This window comes from Dorea acetigenes (genome assembly GCF_025567385.1).
In the GTDB taxonomy this organism is placed as follows: Bacteria; Bacillota; Clostridia; order Lachnospirales; family Lachnospiraceae; genus Claveliimonas; species Claveliimonas acetigenes.
The window spans coordinates 85,770-98,889 of record NZ_JAOQJU010000011.1; the positions used below are offsets into that span (position 1 = coordinate 85,770).

At 36.2% G+C, this 13,120-nt stretch carries 11 protein-coding genes; all 11 read right to left on the reverse strand.

Annotated elements, in window-relative coordinates; all coding sequences use genetic code 11:
- Positions 1-4: 4 nt before the first annotated feature.
- Positions 5-1,201: a glycosyltransferase gene (locus tag OCV99_RS10425; protein ID WP_158370398.1), complete on the reverse strand. Its 1,197-nt coding sequence runs from the start codon at positions 1,199-1,201 to the stop codon at positions 5-7.
- A gap of 11 nt (positions 1,202-1,212) precedes the next feature.
- Positions 1,213-2,424, reverse strand: coding sequence for a glycosyltransferase (locus OCV99_RS10430; RefSeq protein ID WP_158370400.1), 1,212 nt, complete (start codon positions 2,422-2,424; stop codon positions 1,213-1,215).
- Between the two features lies 1 nt (position 2,425).
- Positions 2,426-2,932, reverse strand: a complete 507-nt coding sequence (locus tag OCV99_RS10435; RefSeq protein WP_158370402.1) for an acyltransferase — start codon at positions 2,930-2,932, stop codon at positions 2,426-2,428.
- Positions 2,910-3,986, reverse strand: a complete 1,077-nt coding sequence (locus tag OCV99_RS10440) for a glycosyltransferase (protein WP_158370404.1) — start codon at positions 3,984-3,986, stop codon at positions 2,910-2,912. Before OCV99_RS10440 ends, OCV99_RS10435 begins: the two co-directional genes overlap by 23 nt.
- A gap of 5 nt (positions 3,987-3,991) precedes the next feature.
- Positions 3,992-4,999, reverse strand: a complete 1,008-nt coding sequence (locus OCV99_RS10445) for an acyltransferase family protein (protein ID WP_227192668.1) — start codon at positions 4,997-4,999, stop codon at positions 3,992-3,994.
- Complete coding sequence (locus tag OCV99_RS10450; RefSeq protein ID WP_262575393.1) at positions 4,983-6,293, reverse strand: O-antigen ligase family protein; 1,311 nt, start codon at positions 6,291-6,293, stop codon at positions 4,983-4,985. Before OCV99_RS10450 ends, OCV99_RS10445 begins: the two co-directional genes overlap by 17 nt.
- A 13-nt stretch (positions 6,294-6,306) precedes the next feature.
- Positions 6,307-7,410 carry a glycosyltransferase family 4 protein gene (locus OCV99_RS10455; protein ID WP_158370409.1) on the reverse strand — a complete coding sequence of 368 codons (1,104 nt, stop codon included), beginning with the start codon at positions 7,408-7,410 and terminating at the stop codon, positions 6,307-6,309.
- A gap of 12 nt (positions 7,411-7,422) precedes the next feature.
- On the reverse strand, positions 7,423-8,550 hold the full coding sequence (locus OCV99_RS10460; RefSeq protein WP_158370411.1) for a glycosyltransferase: 1,128 nt from the start codon (positions 8,548-8,550) through the stop codon (positions 7,423-7,425).
- On the reverse strand, positions 8,547-9,362 hold the full coding sequence (locus OCV99_RS10465) for a glycosyltransferase family 2 protein (RefSeq protein WP_158370413.1): 816 nt from the start codon (positions 9,360-9,362) through the stop codon (positions 8,547-8,549). The genes OCV99_RS10460 and OCV99_RS10465 overlap by 4 nt, the downstream gene beginning before the upstream one ends.
- 21 nt (positions 9,363-9,383) lie before the next feature.
- Positions 9,384-12,431: a sugar transferase gene (locus OCV99_RS10470; RefSeq protein ID WP_262575396.1), complete on the reverse strand. Its 3,048-nt coding sequence runs from the start codon at positions 12,429-12,431 to the stop codon at positions 9,384-9,386.
- A 67-nt stretch (positions 12,432-12,498) separates the two neighbouring features.
- Positions 12,499-13,120 (reverse strand): hypothetical protein (locus tag OCV99_RS10475; protein ID WP_262575398.1); only part of this gene is annotated, 622 nt, incomplete at its 5' end.

Below are 13,120 nucleotides of genomic sequence, written 5' to 3' on the forward strand. Positions count from 1 at the left end.
AAAATCAATTATCCAGTAACCGATATATCTTTTTCACTTCTTTCCTGGTATCACAATCTATGAATTTTAGATTTTCTGTAAACTCTTTTCTCAATTCCGGATTATCCAGCAATTCCTTAACACCTTTATAAATACCTTCAACCGTACTCTCGACAATTAATCCTGTTTTTCCATCTTGAATCTGCTCTCTTGCCCCAGAAACGTCTGTAGTCACAATTGGACATCCTAAAATCCTTGCCTCATTTGTTGTTGTGCAATACCCTTCGAAACGAGACGGCTGAACATAAATATCACATTGTCTCATATAAACATATGGATTATCCTTTATGCCGAGAAATACGAAATTATTATCGTTAGGCAGCAACAGCTTCTTATACATCTGAATACTTTCCAAACTGCCTCCGCCAATCACATACCATCGAAAAACATATCCTTCTTTTATCAGCCTTTTATATGCTTCAATTGCCAAGTCAATCCCTTTTTCTCCGCAAAGCCGTCCTACAGTTAATATTTTCATGCCTTTATATCCATCATCAAAATTACATATTTTATTAGCTTTTCTTCGAATCATTCCTGGATCAATAATATTATAAAACAACTTCACACAATCTATTTGGGGAAATATTGTTTCAAAATCGGATTTAACCATTTGTGATACCGCATAAATCACATCCATTTTTCTATACCATTTTTCAAATGCCTGTGGTGAAAAACGCGAAAAAATACTATGTAACCAGGTGACTTTTCGTTTTGCATGTACCTTCTCCGCAACATAAAATGTTGTAAATGTAGCATATCCAAAATAGTCTACTGCCAAATCATACTCTCCCTCGAATTCTGGAATCGAATCTGCAATATGAGAAAAATATGCCGCATTCTTTACGCGGTCTTCTGTCAAAGAAATTTGCATATTGTAAAGTAAATACCCTGGAATCTTCCATATCCTTCCATGTCCCAAGTGTTCTTTTAGCATTTTCTTCTTACCGAAGAAAATGCCTCTTTCTTTTTTCGGAATTTCAATATATCTTACTTTAATATCTTTTGGAATACGATTCCTGAATTGACCCTTATCTTCTAATATAAGAAGTGTTATTTCACAACGCTTTCTGTCCATCACATCAAGCAGTGAAAAAAATGTAGCTTCAACTCCTCCACAGCCCAAATAAGGCATCACAAAAAGAATTTTCTTAACTTCTTGCATAAAGATTCTCCTTAAACATTTTCTTCAATAATATTTTCCAGTATAGCTATCTGCGAAGGATAATCATCTTGTATTTTGGCAAGATTATTTTCAAATTTCTCTCTCAGAGATTCGTCATCTAACATCTGTTTTAATGCTTGATATAATGACTCTTCCGTACATTCTGCAATTATACCAGTTTCTCCGTTTATCAATTGCTCCCTTGCCCCGGCAAAATCAGTTACCACAATTGGTTTATTAAATGCTTTTGCTTCAGCAAGAACAATTCCATAACCTTCATGCCTAGAAGGCATAAAGTATATATCACACGCCGCAAAATATGGATAAGGATTTAGTTTTTGTCCTAATAACTCTACACAATTTATAGCATTCTTATCTGAAGATATTCTATCCTCTAGTTCTTTCCGTTGCCAGCCTTCACCAATAATCTGCCACTTTACCGGATATCCTTCTCCGTAAAGTCTGGAAATCACTTTGATGCCCATATCAAATCCTTTCGGTGGGTCTAATCGCCCTACAGAAAGAACATAAAACCTTTCGGTTAATTTTTTAATTTTCTCTTCCTTCGCTTTTTTCTGCAAATTTTCTTTATTTACTATGTTATAAAAAACTCGGCACTTACCTTCTAACTCAGGAATCATATTCTGAACCTGCTTCATACTGTTTTGTGATACACACATAATATGATCATATTCATTAAGCAGTTCCCCAAAAGCATAAAAATCAGGCATAGCCTGATCAGGTTCAAAATGAACCCAACTAATTTTTACTTTCCCATGAATTTTTCGCGCAGCATAAAATGTATTAAATAATCCATAACCCATATAGTCAATCACCGCGTCAAATTCTCCTGGATACTCTTTCAGTTTTTTCTCAATACTTTGGTAATACCAAAGTCGTTTTTCTGCGCCACTATGCGTCTGAATTGACATTTTTATTCCTCGATAAGCTTTTTTTACTGCCTTAAAAAATTGTCCGCTCTTAATTGCACATATTAAAGCCGCACTGCGTCCCTGTAGAAGATCTTCTACCTCATCCTCTGGAACCGGAATTTCGTCTACTTTAACATCATTCGGAAGCTGCGGAAGCAAATCTCCCTTTTTTTTCATCAAAAGAATCGTTATATCATATTTTTCTCTGTCCAAATAATTCAGCAAAGAAAGCAGTGACTTTTCCGTTCCTCCACAATACATATACTCCGCTACAAAACATATTTTTTTCATCTTACAATTTCCTCATCAGCTTCGCAGGATTTCCCACATAAACACTACCTTCAGCAAGATTTTTAGTAACAACCGAGCCAGCACCAATAACAACTGCTTTCCCAATATCTATTCCCGGAAGAATTATCGTTCTGGTTCCCAACCAAGATCCATCTCCAATCCCAATGCCGCTATTATAGCCCTCTCCCGCTCTACGGTTATAATCTCCGATTTCATGTGAACCTGTTACACATACAATAGCTGGTGCTAAATCACAATTACTCCCTATATGTACCTTTCCATTTCCTTCCAGGCTAAAATCTCTTCCAATCCAACAATTTTCTCCTATCTCTAATGAACTGACTCCAGGAACATGAATCGGTGTAACAATCTTGGTTCCCATTCCAATTTGTATTCCTTCACAACAATTCAACAATGTCCTTTTTATCCCAAATGCATGAGTTCCTTGAAAAACACTATTAACCAGCCCCAAAACAATCTGTTTTTTAATTCTTTTTAATACATTCATAATATGGCTCCAAAAATTGTTCTTCTAAATATTTTGCATCATATTTTGCCGCTTTTTTCTGCATACCTTCAAACCTTACCTCGCGATTCAATATCTTCAGGATCGCCTCTGCACCCCTTTCAACGACATCTTCCTCATTCCACGCTCCAATATTAATCCCATACTTGTCGCCTTCAATAATATCAATCGGTCCTCCACAATCTGTAGAAACAATTGGCAAGTTACAATGCAAAGCCTCCACAATCACATTTCCAAATGCTTCTAGCCGAGCCGTATGTAAAAACACATCAGCATTAATCATATATCCTTTCGGATTTTGAACATAACCAGAGAAATCAACTTTGGCTCTTACGCCCAGCTTATCCGAAAGCTGTTCTACTTTATTTTTTTCCGGTCCATCTCCCAGAACAATCATTCTTACATCTTTTTTCTTTATAATTTCTGCTAATATCCTAACTGCAATATCATTACGTTTATCTTCAGCAATACGACCAGATACTATAATAACAGGATACGTTTTATTTCCCCCTAGCCACTTATGTTCACAAGGCACTATGCGTTTTTGAGAATCAATAACAGGATTGTCTAAGATATAGTATCTATTACGTTCTATAAATAATCTTTCTGCTTCATAATCTGCAACTGCATTGCACACCGCCGTTAAAACATCTGCTTTGTTTACTATTCTTCCTATAATCCTGTCAATAATAACATGCCTCTTTTCAAACCCATGCTGAGCACCATATATTACACACGTACTTCTTGTCCACTTTTTTGCCAGAATAGTCATTAGCGTAAAAGTTGTAAATGGTACATATAATATGTCTACCGTATTTTCTTTTAACCAAGCTGTCATTTTTTTTAAATATCCACGCATGCGACATTTAAAATCTACTACTTTAACTTCCCTTGCTATATCATTTGCCAATGGTCCCTCTGCTTTTCCACAGATAATGGTTACCTGATGTTTTTTAACAAATTCGTTAGCATATCCCAACACAACCTTTTCGTATCCCCCCATGGCTAAAGTGGGAGTATAAAATGCAATCCTCATACAAATTACCTCTGCTTTTTCTTTTTAAATTGTCCTAATACAAACGGAAAATATATTTCAATAATGTAACTTGCAATGCATAAACACGGAATGACTATTACTAATTCTATCACGGCATAAATAACCATTCCTCCTGGTATGTCTATAAGTAAATCAGTTATGCCAAACTTATTGATTACAAAGGCACTTCCTTTTATAGCAATAGAATTCAAACATAAAAAGGTAACTGTATTTTTCCCAATATAAGGAATTAGTTTTATTGAACACTTTTGGCTAATATTTATTAAAAAAATAATGCCAAACAAAGCTCCAAAATAAAACAAAAAAGGATTCCCATATTCATTTAAAATCATATCTATTCTATATCCCAATCTACTATTCACATATTCTATTAGTATACACACCACAAACGAAACAACTGTCCATTCTGCGGAAATAAACCAATCAATAAAATCATGTTTTCTGCACATGTTTCCAATTAACATAAAACTTATTGCAACTGCTGTCGTGTCAGGATACCATGGTAAGTTCCATCTAAACAGCAGTATATTTGACCATCCTAAAAGAATAATTACCGCAAAACAGATATTCCGTATTTCTTTTCTTTTGATTTCCATCAATAAATACATCATTATCTCACCCAAAAAAAGACAAGGCAAAAACCAAATTCTTGACTCAGTTCCCCGAATTTGTAAAAACATATCTTTCAGATAATGAATCATTGCATACTGCCTTCCAATTACAGCATGAACTATTGCATTCATTAGAATTGTACCAACACCAAAAAACAAAAACGGAACAAGCAATCTTTTAATTTTAGAAACCAAAAATACCCTGAACGATTTATTATTGTTAAATACATAACCACTAATAAAAAAGAAAGCTGGAACATGGAACAAATATATAAATCTTCCGATTACTGAACTAGCATCACAATGACCATATACAACCATAAGCATTGCATAAGCCCGAGCAACATCTATCCATTTAATCCGCTCACTCCGTCTCTTCATAATATCTTCCTTCTGATTCCTTGTCATCGAAAACATATAATGCTATCAATAAATAAAGCAAAATAGACATATTATTTGAACTAAAAAGCACCATTTCCCCCATATTAATGGCAAACGCACCTACTAATAAATATAAGTTTCTCAATTTGCCACTTGTTAAAATTACAAGAAACAAAAAAGCAAACAGAACACTACCGAGAATACCAACATTTCCAAGCAAAGTCCAAATCAAATTCCCCGGCTCTACTACCAAATCAAAATTAAACTCATAACTGACAACTCCCTCTATATAAGGTGTCATAAATCCGGTACCTATAAATGGATGTGACAAATAATTTTTTCGATGTTCTTCTATTATTATCTGACGCGATGCCCATATAGTATCTGAATTATCTTTAAACATAAATGCATATATCATTTCTCGCAATGTGGAAAAAATGTCTTCTGAAACAAAGTACATAAACAGTAAACAAAGCACTAACAATAAACACAATAAGATAATATACATAATTTTTTTACTAATACTTTTCTTATTTAAAAAAACATACGATATAATAACTGCAATAGATGTAAACATACCTGTTCTTGATGCCGAAAGATATATCATAATCAACACACCAACAATCACTCCCGTCTGCCATTTTCGATGCATGGCAAAGAAGTCAGAATTCAATACGGCTGCTATGTAAACCGCTGCTATGATTCCAAACATATTAACCTGATTAAAAATTCCTTGAAAATCATCATTTGTAATCCGAAAATACCCAAACGGAATTGTAACCGCACTAAGTATAAATAATATAGTATAAAACAACGTAAAATAATCATTCCAGTCATAATACTCGGATGTATCAGCCACCGCAATAATAACAGCCACAAACGGCAAAGCAAAAGAAATAACCTTGAACATGGATATAATTGGATAAGAACTATTCAAAAAACTCGTTAAAATTACTATCACTGCAAACCCCAAAATACTCACCACTATGTTATTCACTTTTACTTTATTCCTCTGAGGTATAGATGAGCAAAATAAAATAATGAAAGAAGATCCTAATATAATGATCCAACGAAAAGAAGAAAGCGATGCTGTAGCTGCAACAGCGCTACTCATGATTCCTCTTGTAGTTACCAATATAAGCGCCTTAAGTGCGCCTTCAACTCCATATTGCCAATAAAATACCAGACTCACTGTAAACAAAGCCCCGGCCAGTGAATTCACAAAACTCAAGAAAAAAAGTATTATAAATAAAATATCAACTTGTGCAAATATCCGTTTCTTTCTTGTAATCATTTTTAATCCTTCCCTATTTATCATCCATACCTTTCCAGACTAAAATGTGCTTGTATACCATTTTTTCAATCGTATATTTCTTCGCTATAGTTAAAGCGCAATTCTTATAACTTTCTGTGGAAATGCTCTTACAAATTGCTGTTTTAAGTGCATCTTTATCCTCGGCAGGAATAATAAAACCGTTTTCTTTTTCTTTCACCATTTCCAGTCCTGCAATACAGCGATTCGTTGTCACTACAGGAAGTCCCAAAGCCATTGCTTCATTTATCACCAACCCCCATATATCTTCTCTGGTAGGATGCACAAATACATCTGCTGCCATATAATACTTTTTCAATTCATCAGGCTGCTTAAAATCTAAAAAATATAGATTATTCAAATTTAATCTATTTTTTTGTATAATATATTCTTCAGAAGCTATTCCACCTATAACATATATCCCGTAAGATTTATCCAACATTGCTGCCGCTTGAAGCAAGATATCATACCCCTTTCTTGGTATAAATTGTCCAACTGCAAGTACAATATGCTTCTCATTCATTTTTAATTCTTTGCGTAATCTATCTTTTTCTTTCACTGATATTACTTTTTCTAATACATCCTTTTCATAAACAGAAGAAAACGGGTAGCGTATAATTAACTTTTCTTTGGCTCCATACTGCTTATAATATTCATCATGTAACTTTGCTGTGCTGAAATATCTCTTAGCTCCGGACAACAAAAAACGCTTAACTCCATTCTTTATTTTTTCCCTTATCCCTTTGTTATTACTTGGAAACGCCCCATCACTCTCAATTTCATATGGTATCTTATAAAACTTCATATATAAAATAGCCAGAATTCCCGTTAAATCAGAAAAAGTTGTAACTACAATATGGTCATAATCCCTTTTCAAATAACTAATTATTGATGGGCAAAAAGCTTCCGCAACACCTATCCTTTTTCCTCTAAGAAAAACCGCCCGGAACTCTTTCAGTTCATAATTTTTCCAACTATCATTTCTTTCTAAAGATGCTTTTCTTTCAAATAGCACCGTCAATTCACAATGCTTTCCCAATTCATTAAAGAACTTCACTCTATACGGCGATGGTATGTTTGCCAGCCACAAGACTTTCATATACTAAAATCCTCATCCAAAAATTATTCTATATCCAGTTTCTCTTCTGCTTGAATCAACTTTTTCTTTAGCTATATTGATTGCTCTGTCTGCCATCTTCGTTCTTTCTTCGAAAGGCATATTCGCGATTATATCAATCACTTCAGAAAATCTTCTCATATCATCGGTCAACGATAACACATATCCTGCATTCTTTTCAGCAATAATTTCCCAAGGAGTTTGATTACTAATAACAGGGATACATCCAACCGATAAAGCTTCAAAAATCACATGCCCATAATTTTCTCCTAAAGTCGGGAACAAAAACACCTCTTGAACCGCTAGTATCTCTTGTACACATTCAGATGGAACATCTCCTTTGTATTCCCAACTAACATTGGCAGGTAACTGATTTAATAACTTTTGGCACTTTCTCCAGTATTCCTCATCTTCTAAAGGTCCATAGATAGTAAAAGCAATACAACTTCTACACTTATTTAAACAACGTATTGCACCTATCAAATTTTTCTTAGGAGAAATACGTGACAAAAAAGTCACATTTAATATCTTTTTTTCCTTGTCCGTATCACTTCTACCCGGAACAATACTTCTTGGTAAATCTTCTGCGATAACACACTCAACATTTTTACCAATATTTTTCTGAACATCCTTTTTTTCCATCTCAGATGTAACAGACCATACGATATTCTTAAACGCTCCCAATAACTTCAATGTCTGTATAAATATTTTTTTCTTCAACGCTTTTTGCACAAGAGCTCCTTCTGAAAAAACTCCCATTGAAGCCAACGCAACCGGACATTTTATCTTTCCTCTTTTCTTCAATAACAAGGCTTTATACCCATAATCATCATAAAAACTACATAGATATAATAACTCTTTCCCCTCCACTAATTCCAAAATCAGTTTATTCGTAAACTCGCCCGGTGAAACATACCATACTTTGGCCTTTCCAACTTGATTCCATTCATTCCTTCTAATATTGGAATACGGTTCTTTATCACCATGATCTCGATCAAGACAGCCAATATAAAATTCATATTCATCTCCAAGTGCCTCTGTCACATTGATGATAGTTCGAAGCGGTCCTCCATCTTTATGTCCCGGCAGATATCTGCCCATCAAAATCAAAATCTTTCTCATTTTTTCTCCCCATAATACTGTGCCTCACATATTTTGGCATCCACAACAAACCTATACCAATAAGCTTGTAAATATATATATATTCTCCCTGCCTTCCCATCGAGAAATCCAAACTGCACATAATATCGATACCAATAATATAATCTTACCCGTAAAAAAATCGGCATTCGATAATACAATCCCCGTTTTTTCTTTTGGCTTGTATTTCCACCTGTCATATTGTTTTGAGTCTGATACATTTGTAATTCTAAATTACTATACCATATATGTTTACTAATCCATGTATCTAATCCTTTATAATCATAATGGATCAAATCTCCTGTTAATTTTTCTACATTTCCATCTACAATAATATGTTCATCCATTAATTTGTTTTCTACACGGCCTTTTCCATATCGGAACAATCTCAAAAAATATGGTTTATGTGTACCTCCATGCTTAATCCATTTCCCCATAAAATAAACTCGCCAACGCATCTGATAACCATCAACTGTATCGGAGATATTTTTACTCAACTTATCTTTAATCTCATCCGCTAATGCTTCCGAAATCCTCTCATCTGCATCTAATCGAAATACCCAAGGAGTCATAATTCCACAACAATCCAATGCCCAGTTGAACTGCGCCGCATGCCCTTTCCATTCATGATAAAACACCTCCGCACCGCAGCTTTTCGCAATTTCTATCGTTTTATCTGTACTACCGGAATCCACAACAAGAATTCTCGCTGCTATTTTCTTTGCAGATATAATACATTTTTCAATATTCTTTTCTTCATTTTTTGTTAAAATAATCACTGTTATATCTGCCACTGTTAATTTCCTCTCGCACTTTTATTCTTTAAAATACAAATCCATTTCATCCATCAACTTTTGTTTATCAAAATGCTTCTCAAAATATGTTCTACTATTCGTTCCCATACCATCCAGGTCGGCATTTTTTATTGTTCGAATTCCTTCTGCCAGCTTCTCTGCATCACCGATCTTACAGCAAATACCACACTGCGCTTTCTCAATGATTCGTTTCGTTTCTCCACTTGCGGATGCGATAACCGGCATTCCACAAGCCATATAACTTTGAAGTTTTGCCGGAATCGTCTTTCGCCAGAGCGCATTATCCTGAAAAGACAGAAATGCAGCATCGCACATGGCCAGGAACTCAGGAATTCTCTCTGCTGATTGTCTCGGAATCATAAGAAATTTATCCGTAACATTACGTCGGGCAATCTCTCGATTAAATTCATCCAGATACCGGCCATCTCCAACCATAACAAACTTTAAGTTTTCATCTCTTAAAAACTCTGCTGCTTCAGGCAGAATCTGCAAGCCTTGTGCTGTACCAATATTCCCGGTAAAAATAATCTTAAAACTGTCATCTGTTGGAATTTCATGAACACTGGGGTTTTTTATCGGAACATAAAATTCTTCTGCATACTGCGGCCAATAATGCACCTTATTCTTATCAACTTTCACCTTTCGATTGCAAATTGCCTCTACAAAACTTGGTGATGTCACGAAAATCTCATCCGTATTTTTATATATGTAATTAACCATCTTATCAATTGGCTTAATTACAAACGAAGTCGTGATACCTGTAACGACTTCTACATTTTCCGGCCACAGATCCTGCACATACAAATAATGCGGAACGTGATGTTTTTTAGCATACCAGCACCCAAGCAAAGCTTGTGTCATCGGAGATACCTCAAATGTAAATACGAAATCTGCCTTAATGTCTACAAAAAGATTTTTTACAAAACCTGATATCACAAAAGAAAGGTAGTTCGTCACCATTCCAATCGAATTTTTCCCTCTGGCAATAATCGGAATACGAATAACCTCAATGCCATTCCATGTCTCTCTTCGTTTCTTCGTATATCCATATCCATCAAAGAATTTTCCCATTGGATAATTAGGAATTCCGGTAATTACTGTAACCTTATATCCACGCTTTATCCATTCCTGACATATATCATTTATGCGAAAAGTTTCCGGATAAAAATATTGCGAAACCACCAAAATATGTTTTTTCTTTTTACTACTCTTTTCGACAGAATCCTTCGTTTTCCCTTCTGTCCTCCTGATAGATTCCCGAAAATCTACCACTCTATAATCTACTCCCGGATACTCGGAAAGTTCCTGTGCATACGTCATACTTCCAAAAGCTTTATTTACCAAACCGCCAATTTTCCCGGGAATCTTAGACCCCAGCCATACCATCGGATTAAGAAGTCGGGTTTGTATATTTTTCTTACCGGAAGCCTTCGCAATCTCCCGCACCATATCGGCAGTATTCGTGTACTCGCCGTTTTGCGGTATAAACACCCCACCTTCTCCTAACAACATAAGCTGGCAAAGGAACTCACACAAATTATCAATATGTAACATTGACCGTTCATTGTCCACATTCGGAAATACTGGTAATTTTCTTGCCAGCTTAGACAATGTTTGATAATTGCCCTTACTTCCATTCCCATAAATCATAGGAGGACGAAGTACAGCCACATGAAATTGCTCATCAGCCAATGCACGGACGCCTTTATCTGCCTGCCATTTTGAGTCACCATAGAAATTTGCCGGAGCAGGATGTGTATTTCTGTCTATCTTTCGTTTCTTCCCATATCCTGCTGACTCACCATATATAATCATAGAAGACATAAATACAAATTGTTTTACACCGGCATTTTTTGCTTTTTGCGCAGTTTCAATCGCCAAATCCGTATTTACCTCATAATACTTTTTCTTCGTTTTTTCCGAAACATTTCCCACATCAGCATGTGCAATACCGGCAACATGATACACAGAATCATAAGAGCTAAAATCATGATTTCTCCACGTACCATCAATCATGTCAATAACATCAATCTCAAAATTCTCTCCATAGTGCCCGGCAGCATATTTCCGAAATGATTCTCCGATATATGACCCTGCTCCCGTAATTAGCACTTTTTTATGTGCAAAAAAATCCACTTTTACCGGTTCTTCAAAACCAATTTTTCCTATATTGTCATTACTTGCTGCGTCTATAGTTTTTTTCATCTCCCCTGTTCCGCCTTCCACAACACCATCGTGCCGCAGAACACTGAAAATTGTTCCGAAAAAGCATTTTGCATCAAAAAGAAGACTTTCTTTTTCCACATATTCTCCATCAAGCTTTGCTTTTATAGGAATCTCAAGCTCATCCCGTCCATTAATCTGCGCCCAGCCGGTCAACCCTGGTTTTACATCATTTGCACCATACTTATCTCTTTCCGCTACCAACACATCCTGATTCCAAAGAGCAGACCGCGGTCCTATCACAGACATGTTCCCAATAAAAATATCCCAAATCTGCGGAAGTTCATCCAAACTATATTTGCGAAGGAATTTTCCAACTCTGGTAATGTACTGTTCTGGATTTGCCAGCATATGTGTCGGCACATCCGGAGGTGTGGACATACGCATGGTTCTGAATTTATGCAGCTTAAAATACTCCTTATTTTTTCCCACTCGTTTCTGCGAAAACAACACCAATCCCGGATCGTCAATTACAATTGCCAGAGAAATACCTGCATAAACGGGAGCTAAAACAATTAATCCCCCGAAAGACAATACTATATCCATTACTCTTTTCAGATATCTGTCGTATAGTTTTGTCTTCGCATCATTTACTCCAATTTCCACAAGATGCCCTCTTACACCATCCGCATTTTCTTTATCATTCTCATCTTCTACAAATGTAACCTTTTTCCCAGCCATAGGATTCTTCTGTTCCGGCTCACTACCGTAAATAGAGTCATCTCTCTTTCTTTGAGCCACAATTTTTAAACAAACGAATACCGTCCCCAAAACAGCCCCGGCAATACCTATAATTTTTTTAATCCTCTTCTTACCCTCTGACATCCTGATTCTCCAACAAACCTTTTTATCCCGCTACATTTTTCACACACCAGTAACAACCATAATCCTTTCAAGCCGTCTTCTCCGTGATTTCCAGCCCTGCTTGCAGGCACATCTCATCCCCGACGCCTTCTACTGTCAAAAAAGCAATTCTTTTATGCCGATCCACCTTACGGATCAACTTCTCCCTGCCCTGAAGAGGACCTTCCAGCACCTGAAGCTTCCCCTTGCGAATCACGCCTTTTGACATGGATAGATTCCTTCCGGCACCAGACATCTCTTTTAACATCTCTTCTTCTGCCTTCTCGATGGCAATAACTCTGGTTTCTATCCTATCTCCATTCAAAAACAGTTCCTTTTCCAGCCCCTGTAATATCTGCCTAAGTTCTTCCTCCCCTTTGCACTCAAAAATCACGCACTCCGGGAACAGATTCCATCTTTCCAGATGCCATGCGCCCTCATATTTCCGCATTCTTTCATAAGTCAGCACAAAAGCATCCTGAAGTACTTGCTTATCAGAATGTTGCTCACAGATTCGTAAAATATCCTGTTCTTTTATATTGGGACAATGAAAAATGTACCAGATAGTAATCCCTCTCTTTCGTAGAGTGCATATTCCGCAAGAACTGCGCATCCGTTCCAGAGGAACGGAGCGCCATTCCGCTTCAAACTGAGCAAAGCTCAGCAGGTTG